Annotated in this window: 13 protein-coding genes; 6 read left to right on the plus strand and 7 right to left on the minus strand. The window is 69.6% G+C overall.

Annotation, left to right across the window (positions count from 1 at the left end; all coding sequences use genetic code 11):
* Positions 1-78 precede the first annotated feature (78 nt).
* Positions 79-1,146, plus strand: a complete 1,068-nt coding sequence (trpS, locus tag CRT23_RS14210) for a tryptophan--tRNA ligase (RefSeq protein ID WP_103710237.1) — start codon at positions 79-81, stop codon at positions 1,144-1,146.
* Between the two features lie 48 nt (positions 1,147-1,194).
* Here the strand turns inward: trpS and CRT23_RS14215 are convergent, their stop codons facing one another.
* The 7 genes from CRT23_RS14215 to CRT23_RS14245 form a co-directional block, all read right to left on the minus strand.
* A complete protein-coding gene (locus CRT23_RS14215) occupies positions 1,195-1,848 on the minus strand; it encodes a pyridoxamine 5'-phosphate oxidase family protein (protein ID WP_103710238.1) in 654 nt (217 codons plus the stop codon).
* 216 nt (positions 1,849-2,064) lie between these two features.
* The gene (ilvC, locus tag CRT23_RS14220; protein ID WP_103710239.1) at positions 2,065-3,084 is read right to left on the minus strand and encodes a ketol-acid reductoisomerase; all 1,020 of its coding nucleotides are present in this window, start codon (positions 3,082-3,084) and stop codon (positions 2,065-2,067) included.
* A 26-nt stretch (positions 3,085-3,110) separates the two neighbouring features.
* Positions 3,111-3,758 carry a TetR/AcrR family transcriptional regulator gene (locus tag CRT23_RS14225; RefSeq protein WP_103710240.1) on the minus strand — a complete coding sequence of 216 codons (648 nt, stop codon included), beginning with the start codon at positions 3,756-3,758 and terminating at the stop codon, positions 3,111-3,113.
* 86 nt (positions 3,759-3,844) lie between these two features.
* Positions 3,845-4,483: a glutathione S-transferase family protein gene (locus CRT23_RS14230; protein ID WP_055949368.1), complete on the minus strand. Its 639-nt coding sequence runs from the start codon at positions 4,481-4,483 to the stop codon at positions 3,845-3,847.
* A gap of 189 nt (positions 4,484-4,672) precedes the next feature.
* A complete protein-coding gene (gene ilvN / locus CRT23_RS14235) occupies positions 4,673-5,215 on the minus strand; it encodes an acetolactate synthase small subunit (protein WP_055949365.1) in 543 nt (180 codons plus the stop codon).
* A gap of 117 nt (positions 5,216-5,332) precedes the next feature.
* On the minus strand, positions 5,333-7,108 hold the full coding sequence (locus CRT23_RS14240; RefSeq protein ID WP_103710241.1) for an acetolactate synthase 3 large subunit: 1,776 nt from the start codon (positions 7,106-7,108) through the stop codon (positions 5,333-5,335).
* 325 nt (positions 7,109-7,433) lie between these two features.
* Positions 7,434-7,706: a PepSY domain-containing protein gene (locus CRT23_RS14245; RefSeq protein ID WP_245436229.1), complete on the minus strand. Its 273-nt coding sequence runs from the start codon at positions 7,704-7,706 to the stop codon at positions 7,434-7,436.
* Positions 7,707-7,899: 193 nt separating this feature from the next.
* On the opposite strand from CRT23_RS14245, the gene CRT23_RS14250 reads away from it, so the two are divergent.
* From CRT23_RS14250 to CRT23_RS14270, 5 genes are all read left to right on the plus strand, one after another.
* Complete coding sequence (locus CRT23_RS14250; protein ID WP_245436236.1) at positions 7,900-8,403, plus strand: chemotaxis protein CheW; 504 nt, start codon at positions 7,900-7,902, stop codon at positions 8,401-8,403.
* Between the two features lie 28 nt (positions 8,404-8,431).
* Complete coding sequence (locus CRT23_RS14255) at positions 8,432-9,925, plus strand: protein-glutamate O-methyltransferase CheR (protein WP_103710268.1); 1,494 nt, start codon at positions 8,432-8,434, stop codon at positions 9,923-9,925.
* The gene (locus CRT23_RS14260; RefSeq protein ID WP_103710243.1) at positions 9,922-10,470 is read left to right on the plus strand and encodes a chemotaxis protein CheW; all 549 of its coding nucleotides are present in this window, start codon (positions 9,922-9,924) and stop codon (positions 10,468-10,470) included. The genes CRT23_RS14255 and CRT23_RS14260 overlap by 4 nt, the downstream gene beginning before the upstream one ends.
* Before the next feature lie 121 nt (positions 10,471-10,591).
* A complete protein-coding gene (locus tag CRT23_RS14265; protein ID WP_055949353.1) occupies positions 10,592-12,262 on the plus strand; it encodes a methyl-accepting chemotaxis protein in 1,671 nt (556 codons plus the stop codon).
* Positions 12,263-12,382: 120 nt separating this feature from the next.
* On the plus strand, positions 12,383-14,608 hold the full coding sequence (locus CRT23_RS14270; RefSeq protein ID WP_103710244.1) for a response regulator: 2,226 nt from the start codon (positions 12,383-12,385) through the stop codon (positions 14,606-14,608).
* Positions 14,609-14,624 lie beyond the last annotated feature (16 nt).

Below are 14,624 nucleotides of genomic sequence, written 5' to 3' on the forward strand. Positions count from 1 at the left end.
GTCCAGAAACCGGCGCTCGGCTGCACGGGATTTCGTCCGCGGCCGCTCTCCCTCAATTCGCACGAGGACCCCGCCGCGATGACCGCGTTCAAGGAACTGGTGTTCTCCGGCGTACAGCCGACCGGGAACCTGCATCTCGGCAACTATCTCGGCGCCATCAAGCGCTTCGTCGAGATGCAGGCGCGCGATGCGCAGTGCCTTTACTGCGTCGTCGACCTGCACGCGATCACCCTGTGGCAGGACCCGGCTGCGCTGAAGGGCCAGATCCGCGAGGTCACCGCCGCCTTCCTCGCTGCCGGCATCGACCCGAAGCGCTCGATCGTCTTCAACCAGAGTCAGGTGCCCCAGCACGCCGAACTCGCCTGGATCTTCAATTGCGTCGCGCGGCTGGGCTGGCTCAACCGCATGACCCAGTTCAAGGACAAGGCCGGCAAGGACCGGGAGAACGCCTCGATCGGGCTCTACGACTATCCCGTGCTGATGGCGGCCGACATCCTGGCCTACCGCGCCACCCACGTGCCGGTGGGCGAGGACCAGAAGCAGCACCTCGAGTTGACCCGCGACATCGCCCAGAAGTTCAACAACGACTTTTCGCAGTCGATCGCCGCCCACGGGCACGACGAAGGAGCCGGCTTCTTTCCTGTCACCGAGCCCCTGATCGGCGGGCCGGCGGCGCGCGTCATGAGCTTGCGCGACGGCACCAAGAAGATGTCGAAGTCGGACGCCTCCGACAATTCGCGGATCAACCTGACGGACGATGCCGACGCCATCGCGGCCAAGGTGCGCAAAGCTAAGACCGACCCCGACGCCCTTCCCTCCGAGGTGGCGGGCCTGGCCGGGCGCCCCGAGGCGGACAATCTGGTGGGCATCTTCGCGGCCTTGAAGGATGTCACGCGCGAGGAGGTCCTGCGCGACTTCGGCGGCGCCCAGTTCTCGGCCTTCAAGGGCGCCCTGGTCGAACTCGCCGTCGAGACCCTGGCGCCGCTGGGCGCCGAGATGAAGCGCCTCGTGTCCGATCCGGCCGAGATCGACGCGGTGCTGGCCGACGGCGCCGAGCGCGCCGAGGCCATCGCGGCCCCGACTCTCGACGCCGTCAAGGACATCGTCGGATTCGTCCGCCGGGGACCGCGCCTGCGGATGGTGTGAGGAGACGCGGCCCTTCCCCACGCGCGGGAAAGGGCCGCTCGGGAGGCGTCAGCTCTCGCCGCGGGCGACCCGGGCCTCGTACTCGGGCAGCTCGATCTGGCCTTCCCGCGCGACGCGGGCCTTGTCCGCCTCGGGGATGACGTCGGCGACCATGTCGAGACGCTTCCAGAGGGCGAGCGGCGTCTCCTTGTCGGGGGTGGGCACGTACCGGTTCTGCGCCACCTTCTGGTACTTGTGGATGTAGCGCGGGCAGTTGACCCAGGCCTTCGTCACTTCGACGCGGACGAGGTACTTGGCCTCCGTGTACTCGGCCATCAGGGGATCGTCGCGCAGCATCCGGGCATGGCCCTGGACGCGGACCCTGTGCGGGGTCTCGAAGTCGATGAACAGCAGGCCGACCTTGGACTGCCCCTCGATGTTGCCCATCGAGTACCACATGCCGTTGCCGTCGAAGCCCGGGAACACCAGCGTGTTGCCCTCGATCACCTTCACGATGCCGGGGCTACCACCCTTGTAGGAAACGGTCGGCATGCCGTCGGGATCGACGGTGGAGAGAAAGAACATGTCTCGGCTGCCGATGAAGGCGGCCTCGGTCTCGCCGATCTTGTCCTGGACCCAGCCCGTGTCCAGGCGCTCGGCGAGCTTGACGGTATTGAACTCTTCCTGCAGCGCGCGATGCGCGTCGGAGTAGAGCGATGCCATGGGGGTCCTCCGCGTTTCGGCTGCTCTCATCCGGGCGGCCGTTGCCCGGGATGATCGCGGGAAACCTATCCGAGCACAACAGGCGCCGCCGCTTCGTCGCGTCCGAGGGGGCGTGCCGTGGCCCCGGTTCGCGCATGAAAAAACCGGCGCCGCTCTCGCGACGCCGGCTTCATCCCTCAAAGGAGACCGGGCGACGCCGGTCTCCTCCATCCCGACTCAGTTCTTGGACTTGTCGACGAGGGCCTTCTCGGAGATCCACGGCATCATGCCGCGCAGCTTGGCGCCGACTTCCTCGATCGGGTGGGCGGCGAGCTTGGCGCGGGTGGCCTTGAACGAGGTTTGGCCGACCTTGTTCTCGAGCATCCAGTCGCGGGTGAACTTACCCGACTGGATGTCGTTGAGGACGCGCTTCATCTCGGCCTTGGTCTCCGGCGTGACGATGCGGGGACCGGTGACGTACTCGCCGTACTCGGCGGTGTTCGAGATCGAGTAGTTCATGTTGGCAATGCCGCCCTCGTAGATGAGGTCGACGATGAGCTTCACCTCGTGCAGGCACTCGAAATAGGCCATCTCGGGGGCGTAACCGCCCTCGACCAGGGTCTCGAAGCCGGCCTTGATCAGCTCGACGAGGCCGCCGCAGAGCACGGCCTGCTCGCCGAACAGGTCGGTCTCGCACTCTTCCTTAAAGGTGGTCTCGATGATGCCGGCGCGGCCGCCGCCATTGGCCGAGGCGTAGGACAGGCCGAGGTCGTGGGCGTTGCCCGAGGCGTCCTGCGCGATGGCGATCAGGGTCGGCACGCCGCCGCCCTTCAGATACTCGCCGCGCACGGTGTGGCCGGGGCCCTTCGGCGCGACCATGAGCACGTCGAGGTCCTTGCGGGGCTCGATGAGGTTGAAGTGGACGTTGAGGCCGTGGGCGAACAGGAGGGCGGCGCCCTGCTTCATGTTCGGCGCGAGGGACTCCTTGTAGATGTCGCCCTGGAGCTCGTCCGGGGTCAGCATCATGACGACGTCGGCCTGCTTGGCGGCCTCGGCCACCGACATCACCGTGAAGCCCTCGTGCTCCGCCTTCTTGGCGGTGGCCGAGCCCTCGCGCAGCGCGATGACGATGCCCTTGACGCCGGAATCGCGCAGGTTGAGCGCGTGGGCATGGCCCTGGCTGCCGTAGCCGACGATGACGACCTTCTTGCCCTTGATCAGGTTGAGGTCGGCGTCACGATCGTAATAGACCCGCATGGGTTGGTTCCTCTTCTCGTGGGGTGTCAGGGTCGGGCCTGGCCGTAGAGGGCCAGGAACTGATCGACGGCGCGGGCCGCGTCGCGTCGGATCTCGGCGGCGTCGAGGTCGAGCGCGTCGCCGAGAAGAAGTCTGATCTGAATGTCGCGCCCGACCAGACCCAGGAAGGTCCGGAAGGCCGTCTCGCTATCCTCGAAGGCCAGGAATCCGGCCGTGCGTCCCGCCTCGAGCACGGGCTTGACCCGCCCACCGATGGCCAGCCGCCCGTTCGCCAGCACGATGCCACCGAGGTTGCTCTTGCGCGAGCCGGCATGCGCGATGGCGATGCGGTTGAGAACCACCGAGGTGCGACCTGCGATGACGTCGAGCCAGGTCACCGCGAAGTCGAGCAGGCGGTCGCGCAGGGTGGCCGCGTCGAGGGCGCTCTTGGCGTCGCGCCCCGCATGGACCCGCGAGGCCTGCCAACGCACCGTGGCGGTGAGGAGGCCGTCTCGGTCCCCGAACCACTTGTAGAGCGTTTCCTTCGAGCAGCTCGCGCGGCGTGCCACCGCATCCATGGTAAGCTGGTCGCCTTCCTCGACGAGCAGGGCGAGCACGGCATCGAGCACCGCCTGCTGGCGGGCCGAAGGCGCATCGTGCACCGTCTCGTTAGAAGGGGCCGAACTCGGGGACATGCTTCCTGTGCGCCAGTACCGTACCGTACGGTACGCGGTTCCCTAAGCCGATTCGGTCACCTGGGCAAGGGGCGCATCGCCGAACCCTACGCGGGCAGTTTGAGGCCTTCGCGGGCGAAGACCGACTGCACGGCGGGGCGCGCGGCCATGGCCCGGGCGTGGGCCGTCCAGGCGGGGAAGCGCTCGGCCATGTCGAAGCCCAGCGCCGGACCCCGACCCCAGGTCCAGAACAGCAGAAGATAGGGATCCGCGACGCTGTAGGTCTCACCGAGAGCCCAGCCGCCGTTGGAGAGCTTGACCTCGGTCATCGTGAACAGGTCGCCGCAGGTCTCAGCCCCCTTGGCCTGGATGCCGGGGAAGGCCGATTCGTCGTTCGTGTAGCGTTCGGCCCGGCGGATATGCGCGTAGGCGATGTGGTGGCCCGTGGAGAGCCAGCCGAGCCATTCGTCGACCCGTGCCTGGTCGCGCGGGTCCTGCGGCCAGAGGCCGGCTCCAGGGTGCATCCGCGCGATGTGGCGCAGGATCGCGGTGTTCTCGGTGAGCACCCAATCGCCCTCTACGAGGGCCGGTACGCGGCCGCGCTCGTTGACGGCGAGGTAGCCGGGCGCCCGCTGGTCGCCCTTGGCAAGGTCGAGCCGCACCGTCTCGTAGGGCGCTCCGGTCTCCTCAAGGGCGATGTGGGAGGCGAGCGAGCAGGCGCCCGGAGCGTAGTAGAGGATGGTCATAGAAGCTCCGGGTCGTTGCAGGTGATGCCGATCGGGGTCGCGAACGTCCCGGGGCCTTGGGACAGGGCGAAGTTCGGCACCGAGGCGATCGGCGGGACAAAGCGCCCGTCGTCCGATCCCGTTCGGGCCCTGTCTCGACGCTTTCGCTTCGGCGCAGACCGCCGTCTGGGGGCGGTCTGCGGCCGGGATTTACATCGGCTCGGCGCCGCGTCCCATCGCGGCGATGCCGGTGCGGGAGATCTCCACGAGGCCGATCACCGTCATCAGGCTGATGAAGCGATCGATCTCCTCGGTGGTGCCGGTGACTTCGAACACGAAGGAGTTCAGGGTCGCATCCAGGGTCTTGGCGCCGAAGGCCGCCGCGAGGGTCAGCGATTCGGTGCGGTGTTCCCCGGTGCCCGCCACCTTGACGAGACAGAGTTCGCGTTCGAGGGCTTTGCCCTGGAGTGTGAGGTCGACGACCCGATGCACAGGCACGAGGCGGTCGAGCTGCGCCTTGATCTGCTGAATCACCGCGTCGGTTCCGGCGGTGACGATGGTGATGCGGGAGAGGTGGCGCGCCACCTCGGTCTCCGACACCGTCAGGCTCTCGATGTTGTAGCCCCGTCCCGAGAACATGCCGGAGATCCGGGCGAGCACGCCGGGCTCGTTATCGACGATGACGGCCAGGGTGTGCCGGTTGATCGGCTCGACCCGGCCGGCATCGGGATAGTGCGTGTTCATGGCGTTCATGGCGTGCCCCGGATCTTCGTCTGCGATGGCGTGTCGTGGGTGGCCCGGCGGGGCCGATCGGAAAGGGACCGGGCGCGGCCGCGCCCGGTCCGAATGTGTCAGGATGGGTCCGGAGGCTCAGACCAGCATCTTGCCCTCTTCCGAGATGACGTCCCCGATCTCGACCCCGGTCTCGCCGAGGTAGTCGGACAGCAGCATCTCGTTGTGCGCCTTGCCCGACGGGATCATCGGGAAGCAGTTCTCCTTCTTGTCGACGACGCAGTCGAAGACGACGGGGCCGTCATAGTCGAGCATCTCGGCGATCGCGGCGTCGAGGTCGCCCGGCTTCTCGCAGCGGATGCCCTTGGCGCCGTAGGCCTCGGCCAGCTTCACGAAGTCCGGCAGGCTCTCGGAGTAGCTCTGCGAGTAGCGCGAGCCGTGCAACAGCTCCTGCCACTGGCGCACCATGCCCATGTACTCGTTGTTCAGGATGAAGATCTTGACCGGGAGGCGGTACTGAACCGCCGTGGACAGCTCCTGCATGTTCATCAGGATGGAAGCCTCGCCGGCGATGTCGATGACGAGCCCGTCAGGGTGGGCGAGCTGCGTGCCGATGGCCGCCGGCAGGCCGTAGCCCATGGTGCCGAGGCCGCCGGAGGTCATCCAGCGATTCGGCTCGTCGAACTTGAAGTACTGCGCCGCCCACATCTGGTGCTGGCCGACCTCGGTGGTGACGTAGGTCTCGCGGTCCTTGCAGGCCTCGTAGAGGCGCTGGACGGCGTATTGCGGCTTGATGATCGTGCCCGACGGCCAGTAGGCGAGGCAGTCGCGCGCCTTCCAGGTGCGGATCTTGGTCCACCAATCCTCTAGGCGGGCCTTGTCCGGCTGGCGCGGCAGCGCCGTCCAGGCAGACAGCATGTCCTCGAGCACCGAGCCGCAATCGCCGACGATCCCGACATCGACCTTGACGACCTTGTTGATCGAGGACGCATCGATATCGATGTGGATCTTCTTCGAGAACGGCGCGAAGGCGTCGAGGCGGCCGGTGATGCGGTCGTCGAAGCGCGCACCGATGCAGACCATGACGTCGCACTCATGCATCGCCAGGTTCGCCTCGTACGTCCCGTGCATGCCGAGCATGCCGAGGAACTTCTCGTCCGAGGCCGGGAAGGCGCCCAGGCCCATCAGGGTCGAGGTCACGGGGAAGCCGGTCTCGGCGGCGAGCTTGCGCAGCAGGGCCGAGGCGTGCGGACCGGCATTGATGACGCCGCCGCCGGTGTAGAGGATCGGCCGGCGGGCCGAGGCCATCAGCTCGACGGCCGCCTGGATCTGGGCCGCATCGCCCTTGAAGGCCGGCTTGTAGGTCTTGTGGCCGTTCTGGGTGGGGCGCTCGTAGACGCCGGACGCGAACTGCACGTCCTTCGGCAGGTCGATGACGACCGGGCCGGGTCGGCCGTTCGCGGCGACGTAGAACGCCTCGTGCAGGATGCGCGGCAGGTCGTCGATCGATTTGACCAGGTAGTTGTGCTTCGTGCAGTGGCGCGTGATGCCGACCGTGTCGCACTCCTGGAAGGCGTCCGTGCCGATCAGGTGCGTGGGAACCTGGCCGGTGATGCAGACCAGCGGGATCGAATCGAGCAGCGCGTCGGTCAGGCCGGTGATGATGTTGGTGGCGCCGGGGCCCGAGGTGACCAGGACGCAGCCGACCTTGCCGGATGAGCGCGCATAGCCCTCGGCCGCATGGACGGCGCCCTGCTCATGGCGCACCAGGATGTGCTTGAGAGTCTCCTGGTGGAAGAGCGCGTCGTAGATCGGCAGCACCGCGCCGCCGGGATACCCGAACAACGTGTCGACACCCTGATCCTGAAACGCCCGGATGACCATTTCGGCCCCGGTCATGACCTCGCCGCCCATCGTCCTGCTCCTTGAAACTCTGTGTGCTGTACGTGTCGTCCGGTGCGTCGCGGCAATAAAAAAGGGCCCCGAGGGACCCTGCATGCGCCACCATTCGGATCGCGGACCCTGCTGTCAGGTCCGCCCCGTCGGTGGCGCTTCCGTTACGATAAGGATAGCACGCATCGCGTCTTCGTCCGCCTCGTTCGTCCGCCCGACAGGGCGAATCGAAAATCGTGAGGCGTGTCTTACCGAAGGCGGCGACACCGGTCAACGCCGAGACGCACGATCTTGCCGGTACAGGCGTCGCACATCCCCAGACGACAAGCGCCGGACGCGGACCGAATTACTCGACCGGAACTTCCCCCAGAATGGCGCCGGTCTTCGGGTCCGCATCAAATCGCATGCGTCGTCCGTCCTTGATCCCCTCGCCGTCCCAGTGGCCGTCATCGGCTTCGAGCTTGGTGATCTCGCTGTAGCCTGCGCTCTTCAGGGCCTGCTTCGTCTGGGCCGGCGTGAGCCAATCGGCCCCCGGAACCTCCGCCCGCGCCATTCCGGAAACTGCCAGAAGGACGATGGTCAGGGCAGCGGCACGGAGGGGATGGGCGGTTCGGGGCACGCGAAGACTCCTGAGGCGGCATGGCCCCGTGGGCGCAGGCGCACAGGGTTCGCGGAAGTTAGGGCGAATGGCCGGCGCCGCGAGGGCGCGACCTCGGCCGGGGCACGGATTCGTGTTTGCCCCGCACGGCATCGCCGTCCTATCACGTGCGAGGTCCGGGATCGGATCGCGCCCGATCCCGCCCGTGAGGACCCTGCCCCTGTCCGAAACCAGCGCTTTCCTCCTCTTGGACGTGGCGGGCGTCGCCTGCGCGCTCGCGCGGACGTCGGTGAGCGAGGTGCTGCCGCTGCCGGACCTGCACGCCCCGCCGGCCGGGGGTGGGCCGCTTGCGGGGTTCCTCAATCTCGGGGGCAGCCCAGTGCCCGTGGTCGACCTTGCCCGGCTTCTCGGTCTGAGCACAAACGCCGCGCGTCGGGATGCCGGCGACGCCTACCAGCACATTCTCCTCGATGCGCCGCGGGGCACCGGCTTCCTGGTCGACCGCGTCGCGGACCTGATCACCGTCGAGAACGCGGCGCTGCGTCCGGTTGCGGCCGAGCGGACGCTCAACGGCTGCGTCGTTGCTGAGATCGCCCGGGATGACGGGCTGGTTCACGTGCTCGGCCTGGCACACCTTCTGTCGGCGGAGGAACGGGCGCGCCTGTCGGCCCTGACCGATGCGGCCGCCGAGCGCCTCGCCGCCCTGTCGGCCGCCTGACCCGGCCGGCACCCGCCATGCAGCACCCATGACGCGTCCGCCGCGCTCCGGCCCGGAGGTCGATCCGGGCTTTCCGGCCCTCAAGGCCCGGATCATCGCCCGCACCGGTCACCATTACTACGCCGACAAGGACGACCTCCTGTTTGACCGCCTGCGCAAGCGCTTCCGGGCGCTCGGGCTCGCGGATGCGACGGCCTACGCCGCCTGCCTCGACGACCGCCTGACCGGCGGCCCGGAATGGGCCGCGCTGGAGGCCGAGATCACCATCGGCGAAACCTTTTTCTTCCGCTACGCCGAGCAGTTCGCGGCCCTGCGCACCACCATCCTGCCCGCGCTGATCGCCGCCCGCGCCTCCGAGCGCACCCTGCGGGTCTGGAGCGCCGGCTGCTCCACCGGGGCCGAGCCCTACTCGATCGCCATCCTGCTGCACGAACTCCTGGGAACCGCCCTGCCGGAGTGGCGGATCGCGATCCTGGGCACCGACATCAGCACGGCCGCCCTCGAGACCGCGCGGGCGGGGATCTATGGTCGCTGGGCCCTCCGGACCCTGCCCCCCGGCGAGCGCCTGCGCTACTTCGTGCCGGGCCCGGCCGTCGCGGGGCCGGGCCGCGACGGCACCTATGCCCTGCGGCCGGAATTCCGCCGGATGGTGCGCTTCGAGCGGCGCAACCTGATGGACCTCCTCGACGTCCGTGCCGCCCCGCCCGTGGCGGAGTTCGACCTTATCCTCTGTCGCAACGTGCTCATCTACTTCGAGGCCGAGATCGTCCTGGGAATCGTGCGCGCCCTCGGCCGGCGCCTGACGCCCGAGGGCTGGCTCCTGATCGGGCATGCCGAGCCGAACCCGGCCATCGCGGCGATGCTGGAGCCCGTGAACCTGCCCGGAACCGTCGCCTATCGGCCACGGGGCGCCAGCCCCCCGGTCCCTCCGCCGACGCCCTGGATCCCGGAATTCATTCCCGAACCCATCCCGGTCGCTCCGCCGGTGCCCGTCTTCGGGAGCCCGGAGGCGGCCGAGCCCGACGCGTCCAAATCCACCCTGGTGGACTCCACCCTGGCCGACGTCCCCGCGCCGCACGGCGCGGATGCCGTCGAGCCCCTGGACGATACGGTCCGGCCGGACGATCTGACCCGCATCCGAGCCCTGGCCGATGCGGGTGAGACCGCGGAGGCCTGGCGGGCGATTCGGGCGGCGATCCGCACGGCGCCGACCGATCCCGTGCTGCACTACTATGATGGCCTCCTCGCCCACAGCCTCGGGCGCGAGGCCGAGGCCGAGCGGGCCTGGCGGGGCGCGCTTTACCTCGACCGCACTTTCGTGATGGCGCATTACCAGCTCGGCCTGCTGATGATCGGCCTCGGACGGCGGGCCGACGCGGCGCGGGCCCTCGACAACGCCATCCGTCTGGCCCAATCCCTGGCGCCGGATGCGGTGGTGGCCGAGGGCGACGGGCTCGGCCCGCACGAGATCGCGCGCAGCGCCGCCCTTGCCCGTGCCGGCGTGACAGGAGAAGGGCCGTGACGCAGACCCGGGCCGAAGCCTCCGCCGCGCGCACGCAGGCCCTGCGTGCCGAGCGCTCCCGCTTGCTGGCGAGGCGTGGACGGGGAACGGCGGAGACTGCCGGACCGACGCGGGCCTATCTCGTCTGTGCCTGTGGCGGCGACCGCTTCGCCCTTGCCCTCGCCCAGGTGGCACAGGTGCTGCCGGCCCGGCCGGTGACCCCCCTGCCCGGCGCCCCAGCGGCGATCCTCGGACTCATCGCCATCTCCGGCCGCGTCATCAGCCTGATCGCCCTCGCCCAAGCCCTTGGACGCGCCGCCGCGGCGGCCAGCGACGAGGGCCACGTCGTCCTGCTGCGGGGCGCGGGCGTTCCGGTGGCGCTCGCCATCGATCGCGTGCTCGGTGTGGCTGACATCGCCGAGACGACGGACGTTCCGGCCCTGTCCGAGGCGGGTTTGAGCCCGGAGGCGGTTTCGGGCTATGCCCCGCCCGGTGCCGGACCGGATGGGGAACCCGGGTTCGTCGTCGTCGATCTGCCGCGCCTCCTGCGGCGGTACCTGCCGTGACCGTGCCTGCCGTGACCGTTTCTGCCTCGCCGCCGCTCGGGCGGTGAGACGACTCGAACTGCCGAGGCCCGGGGTGCCCTGCCCTGAGTCTCGGTCGATTTCCCGGAGCCTGGAGCCCCTCGTGTCGATCTCGATCGGAAAACGCATCCTCCTCGGCTTCGTTGCCATCACCATCGTCATCGTGGCGCTTGGCTTCTACGCCCTCGGGCAGATCGGCGTGGTGCGCGACACGACCGACGGCATCGTCACCCGCGACCTCACGGTGGCGCGCCAGCTCGACGATCTCGCCAACAAGGCCCGGGACATGGGTCTCCAGCGCCGCAACGCCATCATCGCGCTGCTGATGCGGGCGCGGGGCGGCCCGGAGCGGGATGACGGTTCGGCCTCCTGGCGCCGGTCCGCCACCGAGGCCGAGGCGATCCTTGCCGAACTCGTGCGCGCGACGGACGGCTACCGGGCCCGGTCGGTCTCGGAGGAACGCAGTCTCGCTTGGCGCAAGGTGAATGCCATCGCCATCGAGGCCGTGGGCGAACTGCGCGAGCTGCGCAGCGCGAGCGAGGCGCAACTCGCCTTGATCGCCGCCAAGGACGTGGAGGGTGTCGAGGCCCGCAACGACGCGCTGAACCGAAGCCAGGACATGTTCCTCAGCGACATCGAGCGCACCCGCAGCGCCCTCGACGAGGGTATCGCCGCCGGCCAGCGCGGCGTCGCCGATCTCTACGAGCGCAGCCGCCTCTCCATCCTGCTCACGCTGGGTGCCTGCATCGTTCTCAGCATCCTCATCACCCTGCTGATCAGCCGGGCCGTGGTACGACCCCTCGAGGAGGTGATGGCCTTCGCGGAGCGGGTCGGCGAGGGCGACCTCTCGGGGACCCTCGAGGCGCGGGGCAAGGACGAGATCGGCCGTCTCGGGCGCACCCTGAACCGCATGGTGGCCGGCCTCGCCGATCTCGCCCGGACCAACCGGGCCGCGACCTCCGACCTCAACGCGGCGGCGGCCGAGATCCGCGCCTCCGCCCAGGAGCAGGCCGCCAGCGTCGAGGAGCAGTTCGCCGCCGTGCAGGAGACCGCCGCCACGGTCGACGAGATCACGCATTCCGGTGCGCAGATCGGCAAGCGGGCCGGCGAGGTCATCGCCACCGCCCAGTCGACGGCCCAGACCTCCCGGGCCGGCCTGCGTGCCGTGGCCGACACCGCCCGGGCAATGGACTCGATCCGCGAGCAGGCCGAGGCGGTGGCCGGCAACATCGTCGCCCTCTCCGAGAAGACCCAGGCGATCGGCGACATCATCACCACCGTCAACGACATCTCGGAGCGCACCCACCTCCTGGCGCTGAACGCCGCCATCGAGGCGGCAGCGGCCGGTGAGAGTGGGCGCAGCTTCGCGGTGGTCGCCTCGGAGATGAAGCTCCTGGCCGACCAGGCCAAGGCGGCCACCGGGCAGGTCCGGACGATCCTCGGCGAGATCCAGCGCGGCATCAACACTTCGGTCATGCTCACCGAGGAGGCGGTCAAGCGCGCCGCCACGGGCAAGGCCCGCTCCGACACCACCCAGCGGACCATCGAGGAGATTACCGCCCGGGTCGAGGAGAGCGTCCAGACCTTCCAGCAGATCGTCGCCTCGACGAACCAGCAGCAGCTCGGCATCGAGCAGGTGATGGGCGCCCTCCAGAACATTCGCCAGGCGAGCCAGCAGACGGCGGCCGGTACCCGGGAGGTCGAGGCGGCCTCCGCCAATCTCACCGAACTCGCCCAGGCGCTGATGACGCTCGCCGAGCGCTACCGGCACTGAGAGGAGCTCTGCGTTTCCGGGCGCTCCGGTCTCGCGGGGGATGCATGATGAACGAATGGCTTCGCGCGAGTTCCGGACCTTCGGACTTCGCCGTAACCCAGGGGCGGCCTTAGGCGACGGATGGACATTCGCCAGCTTCTACTCGCGGCGTTCGAGGTCGAGCACCGCGAGCACATCGATGCGATCCGCGCCGCCCTCGGGGGCGAGGACGGCGAGCACGTGCCCGATTGGAACGACGTCTTCCGGCGGGCGCACAGCCTGAAGGGCGCCTCCCGGGCCGTCGACCTGCCGGCGGTGGAGGCCGTCGCCCATCGCCTGGAGACCCTGTTCGAGCGCGTGGTGGCGCAGGAGGTCGGGCTCTCGCAGACCGCCACAGCCGCTGTCCACCTCGCCCTCGACCGGATCGAGGCCTACGTCGCTGGGCTGACCGATGGGATAGGCCCGGACATGCCCGCCGATGCCCTCGCGGCCCTGGATCGCGCCCTCGATCCGAGCGCGGCCACGCCACACGAGTCGGATCGGGAGTTGGCCCCGGCTCCGGCCCCGGCCACCGAGCCTGCCGCGCCCACCGCTCCGGCTCCGAAATCCGCACCGCCCGAGACGCCCACCGACGTCGCTCAGACGCTCCTGCGGGTTCCCGCGGACGCCGTCGAAGCGCTGACACGGGCCACGCATGAACTGGCCAGTGCCCTCGGGGGCGAGGCCGTTCTGGCTGACGGTATCGCCCGCCTGGGTCGCCGGGCTGCCGATCTTGCCCGTCTCGCCGAGCGCCGGCGCGGCGCCCGCGGATCGGAGCCGGACCTCGATGCGCGGGCCCTGGAAACCGGCCTCCTCGCCCTGGCGCGCGATGCCGCGGAGCTTGCGCGGGTTCGCAGCGCCCTCGCGTCTTCCATCGAGGGCGCCATGACGCGGGTCGCCGGCGAGGCCGAGCGCCTGGCCCTGGTTCCGGCCGAGACCGCCTTCGGGGGATTCGCGCGGGCCCTGCGCGACCATGCGCGCGAGGCTGACCGCGCCATCACGGTGACCGCGCGCGGCCTCGACCTGCCGGTCGATCGCGGGATGCTCCAGGTCCTCAAGGACCCGGTCTTGCACGCTCTGCGCAATGCCCTGAGTCATGGGGCCGAACCCCCCGAGACGCGCCGGCGCCTCGGCAAGACCGATGCCCTGGCGATCGGCCTCGACGTCGAGGTCCAGGGGGGGCGCCTGGTCGTCCGGGTCCACGATGACGGACGTGGGCCTGACCTCGCCGCGATCGCCGAAACCGCCCGGCGCCGGGGCCTGCTCGCGGCCGATGCCGATCCCGGGCCGGAAGCGCTGCTCGCCCTGGTCTTCGAACCCGGCTTCTCCACCGCCTCCGCCGTCGACACCCTCTCGGGACGCGGCATCGGTCTCTCGGTGGTGGCGGACGCGGCGCGCCGGCTCGGCGGCACGGTTCGCCTCCTGCCGCGGAGCCCCTACGGGACTGAGCTCGTCATGGCGCTGCCGCTCTCGGCGGCTCGCCGGGCGATGCTCCTCGTCCGGGCGGGCGGGATGACCTACGCGCTCCCGAGCGCTTCGGCCGAGCGTCTGCTGCGCTTGGAGCGCGGCGACCTCGCGCAGGTCATGGGTCGCACCGTTGCGCAGGTGGAGATCGGCGGAGACCTCGTCAGCGTGCCGGTGCTGGACCTGGCGGGCCTTCTCGGGCTGCCGGCCCGCGCAGAGGAGGCCGACGCCACCTGCCCGGCGATCCTTCTCCGCGGCAACGGGCGCCGTTGTGTCCTCGCCGTCGACGCGTTGTCCGATGTGACCACCCTGCGGGTGTTGGCGGCCCCACCGATCGGGACCGATCCGCGGTTGATCACCGGAACCGTGATCCTGCCGGGAGACCGGCCCGCTCTCGTCCTTGATGCCGAGGGGCTGGTCGCACGGGCGGGCGAGGCCGGCTCGGCCGCGGCACCGCACCCCACAGGCATCCGCGGAACGATCGCGCAGGCGCCACGTTCGACGATCCTCGTGGTGGATGATTCCATCACCACGCGAACCTTGGAGAAGGGTATCTTGGAGGCGGCAGGATACCGCGTCGTCGTCTGTGTCGACGGCCAGGATGCGCTCGACCGCCTGCGGGCGGGCATCGAACCCGTGGATCTCGTCGTCGCCGACGTGGAGATGCCACGGCTCGACGGCTTCGGATTGCTGAAGGCCCTGCGCGCCGAGGAGGCCTTCGCACAGCTGCCGATCATCCTGATGACCTCGCGCGGCGATGCCGAGGACGTGGCCCGCGGCCTCGACCTCGGGGCGGACGCCTATCTCACGAAGCAGACCTTCGACCAGCGCAAGCTCCTCGACACCATCGGGCAATTGCTGTGACCGGACACGAGCGGGA

The sequence above is a fragment of the Methylobacterium sp. V23 genome, assembly GCF_002917135.1.
Lineage (GTDB): Bacteria > Pseudomonadota > Alphaproteobacteria > Rhizobiales > Beijerinckiaceae > Methylobacterium.